Below are 21,039 nucleotides of genomic sequence, written 5' to 3'. Positions count from 1 at the left end.
TGACTCCTGTTATCACCTTAAAATAGACACTGCAATCACATCGTGTAGCTTCCTTCGAGAAAGGAACGCCAAGACCGCACTCACCAGCAACGACAGAGCCTGATTTTCCATTTGTAAAAAGGGTACAGGACAATGCGAGCATCGCATCGTGATGTGAATGGAAATGCCGTGGTCAACGCCATGATCGAAAACAAGGATAAGCTCCTTAAAACGATTGAAAGCGTTGTCAAATCAAGGTCATATTCTGAGGATATATTTCAGGACGGAGTGATAAAAGCTTACGGGGTCAAAACCGACGACATCCGTTGCCCGATCGGTTACGCCTTCCGGATGGTATATAATCTCGCCCTCGACGAGAGCCGCCGACGACGCCAGCAGGTCAACAACTATAGGTCGATTGACCAGGTTCAAGAAATGACGGCGCCTATCCCCACCGTTCTCGATCAACTGGTCGCCGCAGAGACCCTGCGCGATGTGCTTGCCTCGCTTGAGGCGCTGCCGAAGCGCACCAACGACGCCTTCATCCGCCATCGCCTGAACGGCGTGCCGCAGAAGGATATCGCCGCCGAACTCGGCGTCTCCAGAACCCTCGTCAACTTCATGATCAAGGCGGCGGAGCAGCACTGCCACCTGGCAATCGCCGAGCCCGCCCGCCCCGATCACGAGCGCCCGCGGGATATTACCGCTTCGCGGCGTGCAGCGCCTGCTGCAAATCGCTCCACAGCAATTCCGGTTCTTCCAGTCCAACAGCGAAACGGATCGTCTGCTCGCTCACGCCGAACCGGATGAAGGTGGTCATCCGGTCAGGGATCTGCAGTGCGACCTTGGCCGGAACGACCAGCGTTTCTGGTCCTCCCCAGCTGACCCCGAGGCGGATCTCGCGTAGCGCGTTGACGAAGCGCGCGACATCGATATCGGGCGTCAGGTCGAAGGCGAAGAGGCCGGCATAACCTGACAGCGTCGCCCGCCCGGGATGATCCTGAAAGGCCGGATGGCGGACGCGCGCGATGTCGGGATGCTGCTTCAGCCGATCGGCGAGCAGAAGCCCGCTGCGCTCGTGCTCCTTGAGGCGCACACGCAGCGTGCGCATGCCGCGCAGCAGCAGCCAGGCCTCGAAGGGCGAGAGCTTGGCGCCGACATAGGGATAGGAAGTCGAATTGATCTTCGCGATCGCCTCCTTCGTGCCGACGACGACGCCGGCGACCGTATCGCTGTGGCCGCCGAGATATTTCGAGGCGGCGTGAATGACGATATCGACGCCATGCTGGATCGGCTTCTGGAAGAGCGGCGTCGCCCAGGAATTGTCGATGATGGTCGTGACACCGGCCTCTTTCGCCATGGCCGACAGGGCCACGATGTCCTGAAGCTCGAAGATGAAGGAAGACGGATTTTCGAGATAGAGCAGCTTGGCGCCCGGCAGCGCCTTGCGCACCTCGTCATGATCGGAGGGATCGACGAAATCGACGGTGACGCCGAGCCTGCCGAGCAGCTTCACCAGAAGGCGGTAGACGTCATTATAGAGGTGGCGGACGGCAACGACCCGGTCGCCCGCTTCCACCAGGCTGAGAATGGTCGCGGTGATGGCGGCCGTTCCGCTGGAAAAGGCGCGCCCGTCTTCGGCGCCCTCGAGGCGGGCGACCAGCAGCTCGAATTCGCGAACGGTCGGATTGTCGCCGCGTGAATAGATGAAATTGCGCGTCCGGCCGGCGAAGACATCCTCCATCGCCTCGTAGCTGTCATAGGTGAAGAGCGAGGTCTGGAAGATCGGCGGCGAGACGGCGTTGAAGGCCGCCGGATCGACGGGCGTGAAGAGATCGTCGGCGGCCGCATGGGCGCCAAGATCGCGGGGGCTGAACGACTGGTTCATGATAATCCTCTCATGGACAAAAGCTGGGATAAGGATTGAGGGCGGCGAGATCGTCGGCCGAGCGCTGCCGGAGCGCGCTGAGCGATCTCGCCAGGCAGAAGCATGACAGCAGGCCGGTTAGCGCCGAGGCCAGGAACATGGCTGCGAGCAGGCCGGAAAAGCCGAAGAAGGGCGGCAGGAGTGCAAGCAGCGGAAAGAGAAGATACCCGTTTTGCGCCAGGCCGACGGCAAGCGCGGCTTTCGGCCTGCCCTGAGCCTGGAAGAGGATCAGCACGGTCTGCCGCAGGCCGAACAGCAGGAAGGGAAGATGGGTTGCAATGATCGCCTGGCCGGCGATCGTCAGCACGGAAGCTTCGTCGGTGAAGAACGAGGCAAGACGCTCGGAAAAGATGGTCGCCGTCAGTCCATAGACGCCGCCGACCGCGCTCGTGACCACGGAAAGCATGCGGGCTGCCGCCAGCACCCGGGATATATCCCCGCGGCCCCAGGCAAAGCTCAGGATCGACTGCGCCCCGAGTGAAATGCCGATGACCGGGAGTGCGCCGACCGCGAGCAGCCGCAAGGCGATGCCGACACCGGCGATGCCGTCTTCGCCGTGATAAGTGCCGGCGACCGACAGCATCGCAGCAATCGCGCCAGCCGTTGCGAGGCTCGTCAGCGTCGTCGGCGCGCCGACCGCAAGGACCGGCTTGAGGTGCTTGATATCGGCGATCCGCCAGCCGAGCGTCAGCCGGATCGTCCCGAGCCGCCTCGCATGATAGGCGCCGTAGATTGAGAGCGCCACGAGCTGGGAGAGGATGGTTGCCATCGCCACGCCCTGCAGGCCGAGACCGAAGCCGAAGATCATGATCGGGTCGAGAATGATGTTCAGCGCGAAGCAGGCGACCAGCGTCCACATGCTGAAGCGGGCATTGCCCTCGGCGATCGCCAGGAAATCGAGAATGATCTGCGCCATCGTCAGCGGTATCGAGACCGCGATGATGAGGAGATAATGCTGCGCGAGCGGCTCGATCGCGGCCGTGGCGCCGAACAGCAGGGCCGAGGGAAAGGCGACGATCGCCACCGCGCTTGCCGCGCCGAAGGCGATGCCGGCGGCAAGGCTGACCGAGGCAAGGGTGCTGGCTCTCGACCGGTTGCCGGCGCCGAGCGCGCGTCCGACCTCCGTCGCCACACCAACGCCGATGCCTTCGCCGAAGGCGGCGACGAGCATGAGGATCGGCAGAACGATCATGATCGCGGCGATCTGGTCTTCGCCGATCATGCCGACGAAGATCATGTTGATCGTGTGATGTGCGGCGTTGATCGACAGGCCGAACATGGCGGGCAGCCCGAGCCGCAGCAGCAACCTGAACAGCTGCGGGCTGGCAAGATCTTCCGGCGCAAGCCGCCGCTTCCGCAGGCTGCCGCTCATCTCGCTCATATCGTTCATGATGCGGGCACCCAGAGATGGTCGCCGAAGAAGCGCTCGCGGGTCAGCATGACGAGAAGCGCCCGCTTATGCGGAAAATCGAAATGCTTGACCTTGGCGAACCCCGAGCGGTCGAGATTGCGGATCTGCTGCTCGTGGCTGGCGCGCGGCTCGCCGACGATGCGTTGGGTGCGGGGATCGTCGAGGAAGATGAAATGCATCAGCGAGGGAAGCCAGGCGCTGATCCATTTCTTGCCGCGATAATCGGGTTCGCCGATCGCCACGTGCCAGCCGCGATCGTAATCGTCGGCATCGTAGAAGGGACCGAGGCGGTTCTCCTTGGCCCAGTAGATCTCGAAATAGCCGAAGGGGATATCGGCGAAACTGCCGATCAGCGGCAGCACATGCGGATCGGCGAGCCGTTCTTCCAGGATCTCCCGGTGCTTGTCGAGCGAGCCCGCATCCTCCCAGATCGTGTTGACTTGTTCGTCGTTCATCCAGCGGTGAAAGGCGGCAAGATCGGTCTCGGGATCGGCCACCCGGAAGGCGATGTCCCGCTCCAGCCAGGGAATGAACCGCTGGTAGACGGTGCCCTTCGGCTTTGCCGGCCGGCGCGGATGATAGCGGCCCGCGGTCATCTCGCGTACGGGCGGCAGCGGATAGGAGAGCTGCGGCAGCCATAGCGACGGCCATTGCCAGAGGATCGCGGAATCGAGCTTTCCCGCGCTCGAAATATGTCTGGGAAGACTTGCCTGATGGCCTTCGAAGGCGACCGACTTGATCGAGCGATCCTCCGCCGTCACCGCTTCGGCGGCGGCCATCAGAAGCTCCGCCGATTGCGGCGGCTCGCCGTGGTAGAAGGTAATCGTTGCGACGCCGGCCTCGACCTCGAAGGCGGCTTCGTGGTGTCCGTGCGCGGCTTTCAGATGGACGAGATTAGGGGCGAGTTTGATGTAGCTCCGCGACTGCAGAGCCCGCCTTTGTTTGGCGGCGTCGAAATCCATGATGTTCTCCTTGATCGACAGGGCTTTTGACGCTGCGAGCATGAAGCCCGCTCCTGTGCCGATTTGGTAGAATGACGATCCATCTCTGGCCAGATTTAGGGTTAAGCGAAGAAAAAAATTCTCATCAATTTTCTAAACTGCAACCTGCCCGATCCGTCATTTGCGCATGACGTCAATCTCAGCAGGAGCTTCGAATGGACAATCTTGAGCCCCGCGACGATCTCTGGATCGTCGTCTACGACACCGAGCGCCACTACTCGGTCTGGCCGCAGGACAAGCGGATTCCGGTGAGCTGGGAGGCCGCGGGCTTTGCCGGTTCGCGCCAGGAATGCCTGGCCCATATCCGCGAAATCTGGACCGATCCCCGCCCACTCTCCCTGCGCTCGGCAATGGCCGCTGACGCACGTCTCTGAAACCGTCTGGATGGCAAGATGAACAAGCAGATCACCAATTTCGCCGATGCCCGCCCGACCGACGCAGTGGATGCCGTCTTCGAGAGTTTTCCGCTGACCATTGCGCAGAAGCGCATCTGGTCGCTGGAGCAGATCGGCAATTACACCGTCTTTCCCGACCAGGTCATCGGGCTGCGACTGAGCGCAGCAATCGATATCGAGACGATTGCCGGCGCCTGCCGGGCGCTCGTGGCGCAGAATCCGTCACTTGCCTCACGTTTCCGCCGGCTGGCGGGCGGCCGCATCGAGCAATATCGCGGCGCGTCGAACGCGGTGCCGATCGAGATTCTCGGCAAAGATGGCGCGGCCGTTTCCGAGCCCGATGCAGCGGCCGCACGGAAGGCTTTCCGCGACAAGCGCTTCGATCTCTTGGAAGGTCCCGGTGCGCGTATCCAGATCATCCGGCTTGCCGAGGGCCAGTCGCTGCTGACGATCGTGCTGCATCCGATCATCTGCGACGACCGCGAAAAATCCGTTCTTGCCGGCTCGCTGGCCCGCATTCTCGATGGCGAACCCGCCGGCGACATGCATCCGGTGGAAATCGCCGCCGGGGCGCGGGAGGCCGATTGGCTGGAGACGGATGAGGCGCGGGAAGCGCTTGCCTATTGGCGCGATGCGATCGGTCTCGACTATGCGGCCTCCACCTTCCCGACCCGCTTCAACAGCGGCGGCCTGGCCGGCGTGGCACGCGCCGAACATCGGTTTTCGATCGAGTCCGGCCTCTGGGATAAACTCGGACGACATGCCGGGGGAAGGGCGTTCAGGTCGAGCGCGTGCTTCATGCCGCTTTCTGCGCTCTGCTGGCGCGCTACAGCGGCAACTACGCCTTGCTGACCGGCCTCCTCGTCGCGCGGCCCCGCACCGAACATTTCGCCAGCCGCGGCCGCGCCGAGCAGGTTCTTCCCCTCGTGCTTTCGCTGACCTCCAGGCATTCTCTCGACGATGTCGTCGCGGCGATCTCGTCGGTGACGGAGGAGGGGCTTGCCCGCCTCGTGCCGCTGGAGCGCATCACGCAGGAGCTGGTCGTCGACGAGGCCGCCGCCCAGGAGGCCGTGGTCAAGGCTTTGTTCGAATTCCGCGAGCCCTATCCCGTCGCAAGGCAGGCGACGAACCTGGAGCCGTCAGGCGCACGCGCCGACAGCGAGCTTTCCCTGGTGATCGAGGCGCGTGCCGATGGCGCCGCGCACGGGCTGATCGACTATGCCGGGGATCTCTATGACGGCGCCCTGATTGCCCGTGTCTCCCGGCATTTTTGCCTGGTGCTGGAGCAGATCGTCGCTAAGCCGGATCTCAGGATCAAGGATATCGAACTCATGGGCAGCGACGAGCTCGACTGGCTGTCGGCGCCCTATGAGGATGACGTCGTCAACGACGACAGGCCGGTGCACGAGCTGATCTCGGCCCATTCGCGCCGCACGCCCGACAAGACCGCGATCGTCTATGGCGACGAGGAATGGAGCCATGGCTGGCTGGAGGCGAGCACCAACCGCCTCGGACATCGGCTGCGGCAACTCGGCGTTCGCGCCGAAGTGACGGTCGCGATCTTCATCAAGCGCTCGCCGGAGGCGGTCGTCGGCATCCTCGCGACGCTGAAGGCCGGCGGCGCCTATATTCCGGTCGAGCCAGACCATCCGCCGGTGCGCAACCACCACATCCTGCGCGATGGCGGCGTCAAAATCGTGCTTACCCATAGCTGGCTGCGCCATCGCCTGCCGGAGGAGCTCGATGCCATTATCCTCGAACTCGACAAGCTCGATCTCGACGTCGAGCCGGATACGCCGCTTTATGTCCCCACGCACAAGGACCAGCTCGCCTATGTCATGTACACGTCGGGATCGACGGGATTGCCGAAGGGCGTCGCCGTCGAGCACGGGCCGCTGACGCATCATCTGCAGAATACTTCGCGCGTTTATGGCATGAGCTCGGAATCGCGCGAGCTGCCCTTCCTGCCCTTCAGTTCGGACGGCGGCCATGAGCGGTGGATGAACCCGCTGATGGAAGGCGGCAGCATCATTCTTCCCGACCAGCCGCTGTGGACGCCGGAAGAGACGCTGACAGCGATGCGCAAGCATGGCGCCAACAATGCGAGCATCCCCACAACCTATCTGCAGCAACTGGCGGAATGGGCCGATATCACCGACTGCGCGCCGCCGATGCGGCTCTATTCCTTCGGCGGCGAGGGACTGGCGCAGTCGACCTTCGATCTTCTGTCGCGGGCGCTGAAATCGGAGTGGCTGATCAACGGTTACGGACCGACCGAAACGATCATGACGCCGATGGTCTGGAAGGTCAGGGCCGGCACGAAGTTCCAGGGCGTCTATGCCCCGCTCGGCCGCGCCGTCGGGCTGCGGCGTGTCTATGTGCTCGACCCCGACCTCAACCTGTGCCCGATCGGCGTGACTGGCGAACTCTATATCGGCGGGGAGGGCATTGCGCGCGGTTATCTCGGCAAAGCGGACACGACGGCGGACCGCTTCGTCCCCGACCCGTTCTCCAACGAAGGCGGCCGGCTCTATCGCTCCGGCGATCTGACGCGTTGGCGTGAGGACGGAACGGTCGAATTCGTCGGCCGCGTCGACCATCAGGTCAAGCTGCGTGGCTATCGCATCGAACTCGGCGAGATCGAAGCCGCACTGCTCCAGCAGCCCGGCGTCGGCGAAGCCCTGGTCGTGCTGCGCGATGACGATGCCGGCGGCGAAAAAGCGCTGGTTGCCTATGTCGTTCCGAAGAAGGATGAAAGGCTGGATGTCGAGACGGTCCGCGCCGGACTCGAACGCAGCCTGCCATCCTATATGGTGCCGGCGGCGGTGGTCGAACTCGAGAGGATGCCGACCAATCCGAACAGCAAGCTCGATCGCTTCGCGCTGCCGGCACCCCAGCCGGTCAAACGCGCCATCATCGAGCCGGCGACAGCGCTCGAAGAGGAGGTGCTGGATGTCTGGCGCCAGGTTCTCAAGCTGGAAGCGATCAGCGTCGAGGACAATTTCTTCACGATCGGCGGCAATTCTCTGGGTGCGATCCGCATCCTTTCGCAGCTGCGGCAGCGCCGGCCGAAGGTTCCGCTGACGGTCGCCGATATCTTCAACAACCCGACCATTCGCGCCTTTGCCGGCGTGATGGAGCAGGGGAGGAGCGCGATCTCTCCGAGGTGATCGTGCTGCGCGCCTCCGGCGCCAAGCCGCGGCTCTATTGCTTCCCGGGGCTTCTGGTCAGCACCCGCGAATATGTGAAGCTCGTCGATTATCTCGGCGCCGACCAGCCGGCGACCGGCTTCATTTGCCATTCGCTTTCGGAGAAGAAGGAAGTCGGCGCACCGATCGAAGAGATCATTGAGAGCTATGTCGATTATATCAGGACGCATAGTAAAGGTGCGCCCTGCTATTTCCTCGGCTGGTCCTGGGGCGGGCTTCTCGCCTATGAGGCTGCCCGCACTCTCGGCAACGAGGTCGACGTCAGGATGATGGCGATGGTCGACGTTTGCGATCTCGGCTCGGAATTCGCGATCGGCGCCAAGCCGCGCTTCCGGCCCGGCGAACGCGACGCGCTGCATCGGGACGTGCAGGCATGGCTGCAGAAAACGGCGATGCGCCCCGAATGGGACCGGCTGCTTTCGACGATGGACGCGGATACTTACGAGCAGTTTCTCCGCTTCGTCGGCGATGAGAAGGATCCGCTTCCGACCGACGGGCCCGATATCAGCAGCCGCGAACATACGTTCTGGGTGCTAATCGACAATGCCCTGATCTTCCGCAAGCATCGGCTCGTTCCCCATGACGTGCCGATCTATCCCTGGGCGGCCGACGACAGCCTCAACCGCGGCCTCAACCTGATCGATTGGCGCCGCCTGTCGCCGCGGGCGCGTGCGGCCGAAATCATCACCGGCACCAACCATCTGCACATGATCGGGTCTCCCGCCTTCCACTCAAGGCTTGCCCTGCGTCTCAAGGAAACAGAGAAGGATAACGCATGACCGTCGCTTTTACCCGCAGGGATGCCCTCAACGAGTCGCTCGATCTTGCCGGCATCGGCATCGGTCCTTCCAATCTGAGCCTTGCCTGCCTGCTGGAATCCGTGCCCGAAGTGCGCAGCCGCTTCTTCGAGCGGCGAGCCTCGTTCGACTGGCATCCCGGCATGATGATGCCCGGCGTCGAGCTGCAATCGTCCTTCCTGAAGGACCTCGTCACCCCGGTCCTGCCGACAAGCCGCTGGTCATTCGTCTCCTATCTGGTGGCGCATAAGAGGCTCTACGCCTTCCTGAACGCCAATTACGAGGCCGTTCCCCGGCAGGAATTTGCGCGCTATCTCGCCTGGGTCGCCAACGGTGTTGATGGTTTGCGTTACGGAACGGAGATCCGCGATGTCGAGCACCGCGACGACCGCTTCGTCCTGCGCTTCGACAACGGCCAGGAAGAAGCGAAGAACCTGGTGATCGGCACGGGATCTTCGCCCTTCGTGCCCGATTGGGCGAAACCCTTCCTTGGGCCCGATTGCTTCCACAACAGCGAGGCCAAGTCGCGTCTCAAGGATCTTCTCGCCGCCCGCATCGTCGTGGTCGGCGGCGGCCAGAGCGGCGGCGAGGTGGTCGAAGCGCTGCTTGGGGATGCCAGCTCGATGAAGGAGCTGACCTGGATCAGCCGGCGCCACAATTTCGAGCCGATCAACGACACGCCGTTTTCGAACCAGGTCTTCTCGCCGGAATATGTGCAGGCCTATCTGAAGCTCAGCGGCGAGCAGAAGCAGGCGGCGCTGAAGAACTCGATCCTGACCAGCGACGGCCTGTCGATCTCGACGATCCACTCGATCTACCGTCGCCTCTACGCGCTGCGATATCTCGAGCCGAACACGCTGAATGCATCTCTGTCGCCGAACCGCGATGTGATCCAGATGGAGCGGAACGGCAATGCCTATCGGCTGATCGTTCGCAACCACTTCGACGGCGGGATCGAGGTCCTGCATGCCGATGCGGTGGTGCTGGCAACCGGCTACAGGTTCCGACCGCCGGATGCGCTCGGATCGCTCAGCGAAAGGATCAGCCTCGACAGAAACGGCTATCCCACCTTGAACGACGACTACACGATGCAGTGGACTGGCCCGAGGACAAACCGGCTGTTCGCACAGAATGCCGGCCGATACTCGCACGGCATCGCCGACTCTCAGCTCAGCCTGATGGCCTGGCGCAGTGCAAGCATCGTCAACGCGCTTCTCGGCCGGCAGCATTTCGATGCCGAACCCGACAATGCACAGCTGGTCTGGGCGACGGAGGCAGCTTCCGCCATGCCGCATCAGCTCCGGGCCGGCTATTCGGACGGCATGCTGTCGTCCTGAAACGTCAGGACATGAATGCCTGGAGAGCCGGATTGGGAGCGGACAGCCAGCGCGACGACGTGCTGGCTGCCGCTCTCGATCAGGCAGTGATGCCATTGCCGGTCCGGTTCGCCGCTCTGAACCATGACAGGGATGCCGTCCTGCCAGGAAAAGGCGACGCTGCGGGGATCTTCGCGCAGGCCCACCCCGAGTGCCTTGAGATGGCTCTCCTTGAGCGCCCAAAATGCAACGGCTACGCGCGGCCCTTCGCCCGCAGGCAATTGATCGAGCCAACGCCGTTCGTCCGGACTGCAATAGCTTCCCAACGCCGCCGCTTCGATTTCGGCGTCGGCGCGTTCACAGTCGATGCCGATGCCCTCGCATCCTGAGGTGATCGCGACCGCCACCAGCCCGTCGGCATTGGAAAGGCTGAATTGCAGCCCATCATGACCCACGACCTTCAGCTTGCCGTATGCGTCCGCCACCAACACGAGCTTGTCAGGCGGAGTTTGCGTATGGACGCCCAGCCGTTGCCGCAGCAGATACCGGCCGGCAATGAACGAGGTCCGGTCCCGTTCGAACCGGTAGGTCGCGGCGCGCTCCCGCTCATTCGATGAAAGAGATCGCATCCAGCGCTTCTCATCGCCTTCGTTCTGCGGATATTGCCAGAGCGCGACATCGATGGCGGCCGGTTGATCGTCTGATTGCTGCATCAGGCCAGTATGCGTACCGCGGACCGATTGGCAATCGCCGCGGCGTCTACTCCGCGGCTTCGATGAAGCGGTGGCGTTCGTAAAGGAACTTCAGCACAGCCTCGCGGCATTTGAGATATGTCCTGTCGGAGGCGAGTTCGATGCGATTGCGGGGGCGGGGCATGGTGACATCGAGCACTTCGCCGATGCGGGCTGCCGGGCCGTTGGTCATCATCACGATGCGGTCGGAGAGCAGCACGGCTTCATCGACATCATGGGTGATCATCACCATCGTATTGCCAAGCCGGGCGTGAATTTCCATCACGGCATCCTGAAGATGGGCGCGCGTCAGCGCGTCGAGCGCGCCGAAGGGTTCATCGAGGAGCAGGATCTTCGGCTCCATGGCAAGCGCGCGGGCAATGCCGACGCGCTGCTTCATGCCTCCCGATATTTCCGCGGGCCGCTTGTCCTTGGCGTGCGCCATCTGCACGAGGTCGAGATTGGTCATGACCCAGTCATGCCGCTCGGCCTTGGTCTTCGTTCGGCCGAAGACCTTGGAGACGGCGAGATTTACGTTCTCATAGACCGTCAGCCAGGGCAGCAGCGAATGGTTCTGAAAGACGACGGCGCGTTCCGGACCCGGTTCGTTGACCTCGCGATTTTCCAGGAGCACGGCGCCTGAAGACACCGGGGTCAGGCCGGCGATGAGATTGAGCAGGGTGGATTTGCCGCAGCCGGAATGGCCGATGATCGAGACGAATTCGCCCTCGGATATCGTCAGGTTGATATCTTTCAGGACTTCGGCGCGCACGCCGCCGCGATCGAAATGCTTGTCGATATGATCGAGCTTGAGATAGGCGTTCATCAGGATGGTCCTCAGTTGGCCATGGCGCCGCGGGTGACGAGTTTGCCGAGCGCGGCCACCAGCTTGTCGAGAACGAAACCGACGATGCCGATATAGGCGAGCGCGACGATGATGTCCGAAAGGCGCGAGGAGTTCCACGCGTCCCAGATGAAGAAGCCGATACCGACGCCACCTGTCAGCATCTCGGCCGCGACGATGGCGAGCCAGGACAGGCCCACGCCGATCCTGAGGCCGGTGAAGATGTAAGGGGCTGCCGACGGCAGCATGATCTTCCAGAAGAATTCGAGTTGGTTGAGCCGCAGCACCTCGGCGACGTTGCGATAATCCTGCGGAATATTGCGGACGCCGACGGCGGTGTTGATGATGACAGGCCAGATCGAGGTGATGAAGATGACGAAGATGGCCGAAGGGTTGGAATCCTGGAAGGCGGCGAGCGACAGCGGCAGCCAGGCGAGCGGCGGCACCGTGCGTAGCACCTGGAAAATCGGATCGAGGCCGCGCATCGCCCAGACCGATTGGCCGATGATCGCCCCGATGATGATGCCGGTGACTGCGGCAAGGCCGAAACCATAAGCCACGCGCTGCAGCGAGACCAGCACCCGCCAGCCGAGCCCGATATCCTGGGAACCGTAGTTGAAGAACGGATAGGCGATGAGGTCGTAGCTATCCTGCCAGACTTGATGCGGCGACGGCAGAGAGGCATCCGCCGATGAACAGAGCGCCTGCCAGAGAATGAGGACGAGTGCCAGCACGACGGCCGGTGGAGCGACATTGTGAAGTGCGGTCAGCGCCGCACGGCGAAAATCGATCCGCGATCCTTGTTTGCCGGAGAATGACAGAATCTTCGCCGCCGGCTTGGCAGACGCGACGATCGAGGGATTTTCTTTATTTGCCAGGGCGGACATCAGCGCGCTCCTCACGGGAATGGAAGGCCGGCGCGCCGTTCGCGCGCCGGAGGCGGGATCAGGAGACGGCCTTGATCGAAAGGCTGTCGAGATAGGCGGAGGGATTTTCAGGATCGAAGACCTTGCCGTCGAAGAAGGTTTCCTTGCCGCGCGACGAGGAAGCGGGAATGTCGGCGGCTGCGACGCCCAGATCCTTGGCGGCTTCCCGCCAGATGTCCTCGCGGTTCACCTGGTTGACCAGCGCCTTGATGTCGGTTGTACCAGGCAGATTTCCCCAGCGGACATTTTCCGTCATGAACCAGGTGTCGTGGCTCTTGAACGGATAGGAGGCGCCGTCCTTCCAGAATTTCATATAGAGGTCGGTGGCCTTGGCTTCGCGGCCGTTGCCGTAGTTGATGTCGCCCTTGAGGCGGCCGAGCACGTCCTTGGTCGGAACGTTGAACCATTGACGCTTGCCGAGGATCTCGGCCATCTCGGCCTTGTTCTCCATGCTTTCGCACCATTGCTGCGCCTCCATCACGGCCATCAGCAGGGCCTTGGCGGCATTGGGGTTCTTCTCGATCCACTCGGCGCGCAGGCCGAGCGCCTTTTCGGGATGTCCCTTCCAGAGTTCGCCGGTGGTCGCCGCGGTGAAGCCGATGCCCTGGTTGACGAGCTGCTCGTTCCACGGCTCGCCCACACAGAAGACATCCATGTTGCCGACCTTCATGTTGGCCACCATCTGCGGAGGCGGCACGACGATTGTGGAAACATCCTTGTTCGGATCGATGCCGCCGGCGGCGAGCCAGTAACGAATCCAGAGGTCGTGGGTGCCGCCCGGGAAGGTCATGGCGGCCTTGATCTCCTTGCCTTCCGCCTTCTTTTTCTCGAAGGCGGCCTTCAGCTTGGAGGCATCCAGCTGCACACCGGTCTCTGCATATTCCTTGGCCACGGAAATGCCTTGGCTGTCGAGGTTGAGCCGGGCAAGGATCGCCATCGGCACCGGCTTGTTGTTCTGCGTCACCTTGCCCGTCTGCATGAGGTACGGGAGCGGCGAAAGGATGTGCGCGCCATCGATGCCATTGGCCGCGCCGCCGAGCACCAGATTGTCGCGCGTCGCGCCCCAGGAGGCCTGCTTGGCGACATCCGTTTCCGGCAGGCCGTGCTTGTCGAAAAAGCCTTTCTCCTTGGCGATGATGAGCGGTGCGGAATCGGTGAGAGCGATGAAGCCGAGCTTGACGCCTTTCACTTCAGGGCCGGCTCCGGCTGCGAAGGCGCCGGAGGGAAAGGCGGTCTTGACGGCGCCGATCAGGGCGGCCGCCGCTGTCGTCTTGAGCATGCTGCGGCGGGTAATGCCGGTTGTCGAAATCCCAGTCGTCGAAAGCTTTTTCATCTGCAGGTTCCCCTCTGCTTGGTGAATTCGGACGCAAAAAAACGCCGCCGGCATCTGTGTTCGGGATGGGAGATCCCGGACAGCAAAAACCTTGCGACGTCGGTGTCGAAGTCGGCGCCTATGCCGCGCCTCTCTGCCTCAGTCGCCGTTGACCGGGCGTTTGAGAACCTGCAATCAGCGTGCCAGTTCCAGGGGATGGCGAGTAACCGCCGGAAGCAAAACAGGAAAAGCGGAAATTTCGTCAATGATTATTTATTATGCAAATGTAGAATATGATCACGATTTGGGCGATTGCGAATGCGGGGCGCACTCGCGGAGCGCCATATTTGTGCAGTGCACATAAAGTGGCCACGTGGATTTAGGCCCTGCGACCACATGGAAGGGTGCACGCTCGCGTTCAACGGTTGAAGGCATTAAGTTGGCTGGTTGCACTCCAATTCGTTCCGTCTGGCGAATCGCGACGCGCAGGAGTCAGAAGGCGCCCGTCGCACAGATCGCCACGCACGGTGAAGTCGTAATTCTGCATATATTCCAGTAACTTTGAGGGGAGTTGACTTTCGGAATGATCGCAAAAGTAAATGCGACGACCAGCGATTTCGAGCCCTGAACGAATCTCTCTGTTTAGTTAATACTAAATTATCGAATCCGATGGGAGATTTTGCCCTAACCGGCAGCGACCGTCCCAAGAGGAGACCCGCATGAAACGCCCGAGTATCAAGCAAGCCCTCATCCTAAAGCTGTCCATCATCAGCACGTTCATAGTTGGTCTGTCCTACGTCTCGCTGGACACCATTTCCTCGCTTCGCGCAAATGCCGAACAGGTCGGTACGTTCTGGGTGCATCGGCTGGTGACGGCGCGTGAAATCAAGGCCAACTTTCTTGATCTGAAACTTGCCCACACCCGGTATTTGCTCGAAGACACGGTGGAAAACGACAAATCCGGAAAGCAGGCGATCGCGGCCGCTGCCGCGGGGCTCAAGACGGCTGTCGGTGAATACGAAAACGGCGTGCGCACCGAGCGCGGACGCCAGCTGATCAATCAGATAAAGCCCGAACTTGAAAAATACCGCGCGTTGGCGGAGGAAATGACAGCGCTCGAAGATAGCGGCAAGACAGCCGAGGCAGTCCGGCTTTTTAAGGAGAAGATGGTGCCGCAGGCCGAACTGGTGAACAATGGGGTGGCGGATCTGGTGGCATTCATTCTCCGCCAGACGGAAAGCTTCGTAGCGGCAAGCGATGCCTCCGCGAAGTCGGCTTTCATGATGACGGCCGCGATCGCCTCTCTCGCCTTGCTGGTCGCTCTAGCGGGGATCGTTTTTGCGATTTCCGGCATTGCCAATCCGATCCGCAATACGGCGTCCGCCATGAAGCGGTTGTCGACAGGGGATCTCGAGAGCGATATTCCCTATGCCGGCCGCGCCGACGAAATCGGCGAAATGGCTGGCGCGGTCGAAGTGTTTCGTCAGAATGCTCTCAACGTTCTCAGGCTTGAGAGGGAAGCTGCCGAATCCCGCAGTGAGGGCGAGGTGGCGCGCGCCGCAGCCCAACGGCGCGCCGAGCGCGAAGCCGAACAGTTGCGCTTTGCGACCACGACCTTGGGCGGAGGTCTGCGGCGCCTTGCCGCTGGCGACATATCTTTTCAGCTCTCGGAGCAATTTGCCGCTGAATACGAACCATTGCGCGACGATTTCAATATCTCGCTGCGGCAACTGGGCGCCACGATCGGCGCGGTGCTGCAGACCGTACACAGCATAGACAATGGCACCGGTGAAATAGCATCCGGTGCCCAGGACTTGTCGAAGCGCACCGAACAACAGGCCGCTTCGCTCGAGGAAACCGCAGCCGCGTTGGACGAGATTACCTCGAATGTCGCGATGGCGACGAAGCGCACCGAGGAGGCGCGCAATATATCCGCAGAAGCCAATATCAGCGCCCAGCGCTCGGCAACAGTCGTGTCGGAGGCCGAGCAGGCCATGCGACGCATCGAGAACAGTTCGCAGCAGATTTCCAACATCATTGGCGTCATTGATGAAATTGCTTTCCAGACGAACCTCCTGGCGCTCAACGCCGGTGTCGAGGCAGCGCGAGCCGGTGAGGCAGGAAAAGGTTTCGCGGTGGTCGCACAAGAAGTCCGCGAACTCGCGCAGCGTGCCGCACAAGCGGCCAAGGAAATCAAAGGCCTTATTCAGAATTCATCGACCGAAGTCGAACATGGGGTGAAACTTGTTCTCGAAACCGGTACGTCACTGAAATCGATCGGCGAACGCGTTGCCGAAATCAACCGAGCCATGGACGCGATCGCCACCTCGGCGCGCGAGCAGGCGACCGGGCTTTCCGAGATCAACACAGCTATCAATCAAATGGATCAGGCAACCCAGCAGAATGCGGCAATGGTCGAGCAGTCCACGGCCGCCGCCTCTTCGCTAGCCTCCGAAGCAAGCCGCCTGCGCCAGCTGGTCAATCAGTTCCAATTGGATGACAGAGACCCCGTGAATGCCCAGTACAACACGCGCTCCTTGGAAAGCAGCATGCCGTCGCAGGTGGTCGCGCTGCGGCCCGCGATGCAGAGGTAAATTGCGGCCGTCGTCAATCTCGCCTGCAGGGAAACATTCCCGCTGGAGGAAGCTCGTTGCCGCAAGCTGCCCTGGTTCGACATCAGAGGTCACGGACACATTTCGGCCGATTTGCGATCGGCGACGGTCGGATTGCCGCCGCGCTTGCTCTCGATTAGCACTCTTTAAAATATTCAATGCGACATTCGGGCGAACGAAACAGCGAGATCGCCTTGAGCAGCAAACGATCCAGAACAAATGTCGAGCTTGAGAACCTGCTTCGCCAGCTTGGACTGGCCCTTGAAGCGTCCGGGGTCGGGATCTGGCAGCACAATATCGCCAAAAATCAGACGCGATGGGATGAACAGCTCAAATCGATCTATGGCATTCCGAAAGCGCCGCTCGATGTCATCTGGCTCGACAGCATCCACCCGGACGACCTCGTGCCGACCAATGAAATCTTTCTCCGCGCGATTGAAACCAAATCGGATTATGCCTCCGAGTTTCGCATCATGCGGCCGGATGGAGCGACCCGCTATCTGCGTTCGCGTGCTCGTTATTTCGTCAATGCCGCCGGCGACCCATGCTTTGTCGGCGCCGAATGGGATGTAACGGACGACGTGCTTCTCAACAAGGAGCTGGAGAGGAGCCGGGCGGAGGCGCGGTTCGCGGCCGATCACGATCACCTCACCGGCCTGTTGAATCGGCGCAGCTTCGATTTCGCCCTGTCCGAACTTGCCAGGCAGGAGAGCATCAAGGTTGCGCTCCTTCATATTGACGTCGACCATTTCAAGGAGATCAACGACCGCTTCGGGCACGCGGTCGGCGACCTCGTTCTCTGTCACGTCAGCAAAATTCTGTTGGAGGCCATTTCCACTGGTGACGTCGCGGCACGGCTCGGCGGCGACGAGTTCGCTGTCGTCATCACCGAGGACGAATGTGACAAGACGATTGCGGTGCTCGATCATATTCAGAGACGTCTGGAGAGCCCGCTTCCTGTCGGCGATCAGATGCTCATCGTGCGGTGTTCGATTGGCGTTGCCAGCGCCATGAGCGCCGATTTCGCCAGGCTGCTCTCTCAATCCGATCTGGCGCTGTATCATGCCAAACGCAACGGCCGGAATCGGGCCGAGGTTTTTTCCGACGATATGGCGTCGACCCTGGCGAACGAAAGGCAGCTCGCCCAGGATCTGCGGTCCGGGCTGGCGCTCGGCCAGATCCGCCCGTTCTACCAGGTGCAGGTCGACGCCAGATCTTTCCGGGTGAGCGGTGTCGAAGCGCTGGCGCGGTGGCATCATCCCACTCGCGGAATTCTCGCCCCGGCGCATTTCCTGTCCATCGCCTCGTCGAATGGATTGGTCGCAGAGCTTGACGATGTCGTTCTGAAGGCTGTTCTGTCGGACATGAAATCCTCCGCTTCCCCGCTGGAGGGCATCCGGGTGTCCGTCAATCTTTCCGCCGATCGTCTCGACGATCCCGAACTGACGGCGAAGCTCGACGGCTATGACATCCCGCCCGGCCGGTTGAGCTTCGAGCTGATAGAGACGATATTCCTGGACAGCCTGAGTGACCAGGTGCGGCAGAACATCCAGGCGATCAAGTCTTTCGGTATCGACATCGAAATCGACGATCTCGGGTCCGGGCATGCTTCCTTGCTGGGTTTGCTCGAGCTGCGGCCGGATCGTGTCAAGATCGATCGCCAGCTTGTGACGCCGATCCTGCAATCGGTGCCCAGCCGGCGGCTGGTCGGCTCATTGGTCGACATAGCGCGGGCGCTGGATATGGAGGTGATTGCGGAAGGCGTGGAAACCCTCGAGCATGCCAACGTGCTTGCCGCTCTCGGCGTTCCACACCCTCCAGGGTTATGCGTTCGGACGACCGCAGTCGTTTGCCGACCTGTCGGCGCGTTTGGAGCAGGAGATATTCGATTGCGAGCGGGCGGAAGTTATTGGGGCCGGTCGATAACGTCGGAGCGATCAAGCGACGGCAGTTCATTGCCTGCCGCCGGATGAACAACCTGTTGGACGCTCACATCTAGCTTGCTTTCCAGTTCGCATTATTGGGGATTGACCGCTGAGGCACGACGACCTGGATGATGGACGGACTGTTCAGGTTTTCTTTGGCGCCGTTTATGGCGTCCTGCAGTTCGCCATAGGTATCCACTTTCCAGCCTTGGCAGCCAAAGACCTCTGCCAACTTGCTGTAATTCCATCGGTGCAGGATGCATGAATTGTAGAACGGCTTGTTGCCGTGGAAAACCGATGCATCGGCAAGCCATTGCTCCACGCCATAGATGCCGTTGTCCATCACGAAGATGATCGGGTTGAGATTGAAACGGGTTTGTGTCGAGAGGCATTGAGCGGTCATCTGAAACCCGCCATCCCCGGCAAAGACCAGCAGCCTCTGGTTAGCTTGCTTCGCCAGCGAAACCCCGGTCGCGGCCGGGCCGATATAACCGATCGCCGAATAGGATGATTGGACGATGAAACCGCGGCGAGCCCCCACTTCCAGAAGCAGGCTGCCGAAATAATTTAAACTGGCGTCGGCACCAACGATGGTATTTCCGTCGATCTGCTGCCGAATGAAATCATAGAAGCCCTGATAGGTAATTTCGTCTGCCGGGTTCACGACCGGCGCCTGCCGGGCTGTTTTCGACGGAAGACCTTGGGCTTTGCATGTCAGCCTTTTGTCGATCAAGCCGTTGACGAGATCCGCCAGCGACACCTGTGCGTTGAAGATCGTGCCGTATTTCACTGTATCCCAGGAGGCGAATGCGGTTTTAGCGAGATCGATAGGCCAGCCCAAATCGTTGATATCGGTCAACCAGACGCCCAGCGCCAATACGAAGTCGGAGTCTTTGACCAACGATTGGACATAGGGCGACGACGATTTGCCGTCAAACACCCCGGCAAATTGGATATCGTCTTCCGACAGGATGGCCTTGCTCAAAAGCTCGGTCACGTAGGGAATTTTGAGATCCCGAATGAGCCGCTCCGCCTGCTCGCGAAGTCCAAACCGGTCGATCTCGACGCCGATCCAGATCAGGGGTTTGGCGGCATTCTGCAATCTTTCGCTGATTTGTGCGATCGACTGATTGAGACTGTCCTCGTCGGATATATCAGGCGCCGCCTTTAATGCATTCGACGGACGCGTGCATTCCAGGTCCACCATATCCTCCAGCAACTCGATATAAACAGGACGTCTTTCCGTGATGCACTGTGTCAGCGCATAATCTATGAGCATTGGCGCAAGATGAGGGCTATCGATGCGGACGGTAGCGGCGGTTATGTATTCAAACACCTGACGATCCGTTTCCCGTCCGCTGATGAAGTGATGCGAACTGTAGCCGGTTTGCTCGAATGTGAGCGTTTTCTGGATGCTTGGCGCACCGTTGATCAGAACGACCGGCACTTTCTCGACGTAAGATCCGGCGATCGCGTTTGTTGCGCAAAGCGAGCCTGCGGAATAGGTGACGCACAGCGCACCAATTCCCTTCAGTCTCGCATAGCCGTCGGCCGCATAACCGGCATTCAGTTCATTCACCTCTTCGATGACCTGAATACCGCTTTTTTCGACATAGCTGTTCACCCATTCGATCGAATAATCGCCCGCCACGGAAAACAGGTGCCCCAGGCCCAGTTCGCGAAGTCTGTCGACCAGATATTGCCCAACCGTGTATGTATCGCCCATGTTCCAACGGCTCCCCTGTTGACGAGAATTGACGAATATTAGAACTCGCTCGCGTTATCGAATAAGCGCGGTATGTATATGTCGAATATTCCGGGGCATTTTCGTTCGGGAAATCTTTCCAGCAGGAAGCGCTTGAAAGCATCATTGGTGATTCCGTTGCCGGCGGCCTCCATGGCGACGGACAAATACTCTATATTTTTGGCAACTTCGTTTTTGTCAGCCGGAAAGCCGTGACCGGGAAGGAACAGGTCATAGTCGGACAGCAGCATGCCCTGCAAAATCCCGATCCAATGCTCCATGTATTTCGTCAGATAAAGGTGCGTTCCGCTGTAGATCAGATCTTGCGCAATAAAAACGCCCACGTCAGGAAGACCTATGGTGAGGAGAAAATCGATCTCCGTATCAACGACTTCATCAAAGACGTATTTGACTCCGTCGATGATCTCATGGCCGGCACGGACGGCTTTTTCGGGAATTACCAAGCTCGTCGGAGCGAGGTTGCCCAGTTTCCAATGGTCATTCAGGGAATCCTGCCCATGCTGCCTCAGGAACTCCTTCGTTTCCGACAATGCATGAATCGGAATGTCGCTGAATGCCGCTCCCAGGCCGAACCAATGGTCGGGGTGCCTGTGCGACAGGTAAATCCGGTCGATCTCCTTGCCGATACTATCGGCATACGCCCTGAATTGCAGCGCATAGGGAACGAGGAATTGCCCATCGACAAGGACAAGCTTATTCCTGCTTTCGATGATGTGCGTTGCATTGGCGATATTGTCACCCGTGAAAGCTGAAATGAAAGTATGAATACGGACATCGCCTGCTCGCCTGACGATTTTAATGGGTTCCGGCAATTGCGTCACCATCGGTATCTCCCTGTTTGAAGGTCGTTTGCTGAGGTTTGACGTTCACCTGGGGATGGCGGAGGTAT

The 21,039-nt window shown here is 60.6% G+C and carries 14 protein-coding genes and 1 pseudogene; 6 read left to right on the top strand and 9 right to left on the bottom strand.

The genetic code is table 11. The annotated features are described in order from the left end of the window. Positions 1 to 132 precede the first annotated feature (132 nt). Positions 133 to 789, top strand: a complete 657-nt coding sequence (locus MHI61_RS28825) for a sigma-70 family RNA polymerase sigma factor (protein ID WP_239793368.1) — start codon at positions 133 to 135, stop codon at positions 787 to 789. Here the strand turns inward: MHI61_RS28825 and MHI61_RS28820 are convergent. The 3 genes from MHI61_RS28820 to MHI61_RS28810 are packed head-to-tail and all read right to left on the bottom strand — an operon-like array spanning position 680 to position 4,279. After that, positions 680 to 1,867 (bottom strand): PLP-dependent transferase, encoded by a 1,188-nt coding sequence (locus MHI61_RS28820; RefSeq protein WP_096764120.1) that lies wholly within the window; start codon positions 1,865 to 1,867, stop codon positions 680 to 682. The two genes, MHI61_RS28825 and MHI61_RS28820, sit on opposite strands and share 110 nt — an antisense overlap. 10 nt (positions 1,868 to 1,877) lie before the next feature. Next, positions 1,878 to 3,296 (bottom strand): MATE family efflux transporter, encoded by a 1,419-nt coding sequence (locus tag MHI61_RS28815; protein ID WP_239793367.1) that lies wholly within the window; start codon positions 3,294 to 3,296, stop codon positions 1,878 to 1,880. Beyond that, positions 3,293 to 4,279: a GNAT family N-acetyltransferase gene (locus MHI61_RS28810; protein ID WP_170965012.1), complete on the bottom strand. Its 987-nt coding sequence runs from the start codon at positions 4,277 to 4,279 to the stop codon at positions 3,293 to 3,295. The genes MHI61_RS28815 and MHI61_RS28810 overlap by 4 nt, the downstream gene beginning before the upstream one ends. A 194-nt stretch (positions 4,280 to 4,473) precedes the next feature. Here MHI61_RS28810 and MHI61_RS28805 point away from each other — a divergent pair, with 194 nt between their 5' ends. The 3 genes and pseudogenes from MHI61_RS28805 to MHI61_RS28785 all read left to right on the top strand — a co-directional run bounded on the left by MHI61_RS28805 (position 4,474) and on the right by MHI61_RS28785 (position 10,056). After that, positions 4,474 to 4,692 carry an MbtH family NRPS accessory protein gene (locus tag MHI61_RS28805; protein WP_096764123.1) on the top strand — a complete coding sequence of 73 codons (219 nt, stop codon included), beginning with the start codon at positions 4,474 to 4,476 and terminating at the stop codon, positions 4,690 to 4,692. A gap of 18 nt (positions 4,693 to 4,710) precedes the next feature. Further along, a pseudogene (locus tag MHI61_RS32680) lies at positions 4,711 to 8,701 on the top strand (amino acid adenylation domain-containing protein). Further along, on the top strand, positions 8,698 to 10,056 hold the full coding sequence (locus tag MHI61_RS28785; protein WP_239793365.1) for a SidA/IucD/PvdA family monooxygenase: 1,359 nt from the start codon (positions 8,698 to 8,700) through the stop codon (positions 10,054 to 10,056). Before MHI61_RS32680 ends, MHI61_RS28785 begins: the two are co-directional and overlap by 4 nt. Here MHI61_RS28785 and MHI61_RS28780 read toward each other — a convergent pair. The 4 genes from MHI61_RS28780 to MHI61_RS28765 are packed head-to-tail and all read right to left on the bottom strand — an operon-like array spanning position 10,029 to position 13,869. After that, positions 10,029 to 10,748 carry a 4'-phosphopantetheinyl transferase superfamily protein gene (locus MHI61_RS28780; RefSeq protein ID WP_239793364.1) on the bottom strand — a complete coding sequence of 240 codons (720 nt, stop codon included), beginning with the start codon at positions 10,746 to 10,748 and terminating at the stop codon, positions 10,029 to 10,031. The two genes, MHI61_RS28785 and MHI61_RS28780, sit on opposite strands and share 28 nt — an antisense overlap. 46 nt (positions 10,749 to 10,794) lie before the next feature. Continuing rightward, positions 10,795 to 11,592 (bottom strand): ABC transporter ATP-binding protein, encoded by a 798-nt coding sequence (locus tag MHI61_RS28775; RefSeq protein ID WP_239793363.1) that lies wholly within the window; start codon positions 11,590 to 11,592, stop codon positions 10,795 to 10,797. 11 nt (positions 11,593 to 11,603) lie between these two features. Then, positions 11,604 to 12,497, bottom strand: coding sequence for a nitrate ABC transporter permease (gene ntrB / locus MHI61_RS28770; RefSeq protein WP_239793362.1), 894 nt, complete (start codon positions 12,495 to 12,497; stop codon positions 11,604 to 11,606). 58 nt (positions 12,498 to 12,555) lie between these two features. Further along, positions 12,556 to 13,869, bottom strand: coding sequence for a CmpA/NrtA family ABC transporter substrate-binding protein (locus MHI61_RS28765; protein WP_239793361.1), 1,314 nt, complete (start codon positions 13,867 to 13,869; stop codon positions 12,556 to 12,558). 698 nt (positions 13,870 to 14,567) lie between these two features. Between MHI61_RS28765 and MHI61_RS28760 the strand changes: the two genes are divergently transcribed. Continuing rightward, positions 14,568 to 16,442 carry a HAMP domain-containing methyl-accepting chemotaxis protein gene (locus MHI61_RS28760; RefSeq protein WP_239793360.1) on the top strand — a complete coding sequence of 625 codons (1,875 nt, stop codon included), beginning with the start codon at positions 14,568 to 14,570 and terminating at the stop codon, positions 16,440 to 16,442. 176 nt (positions 16,443 to 16,618) lie between these two features. Further along, positions 16,619 to 18,433 (top strand): EAL domain-containing protein, encoded by a 1,815-nt coding sequence (locus MHI61_RS28755; RefSeq protein ID WP_345774877.1) that lies wholly within the window; start codon positions 16,619 to 16,621, stop codon positions 18,431 to 18,433. Positions 18,434 to 18,455: 22 nt separating this feature from the next. Here the strand turns inward: MHI61_RS28755 and MHI61_RS28750 are convergent, their stop codons facing one another. Further along, positions 18,456 to 20,111, bottom strand: coding sequence for a thiamine pyrophosphate-dependent enzyme (locus MHI61_RS28750; RefSeq protein ID WP_239793359.1), 1,656 nt, complete (start codon positions 20,109 to 20,111; stop codon positions 18,456 to 18,458). Between the two features lie 38 nt (positions 20,112 to 20,149). Next, a complete protein-coding gene (locus MHI61_RS28745) occupies positions 20,150 to 20,974 on the bottom strand; it encodes an MBL fold metallo-hydrolase (RefSeq protein ID WP_239793358.1) in 825 nt (274 codons plus the stop codon). Positions 20,975 to 21,039: the final 65 nt, after the last annotated feature.

The organism is Rhizobium sp. K102, assembly GCF_022385315.1.
In the GTDB taxonomy this organism is placed as follows: Bacteria; Pseudomonadota; Alphaproteobacteria; order Rhizobiales; family Rhizobiaceae; genus Rhizobium; species Rhizobium croatiense.
The sequence above is the reverse complement of the archived record's forward strand: the minus strand, read 5'-3'. Positions and strand labels throughout refer to the sequence as shown.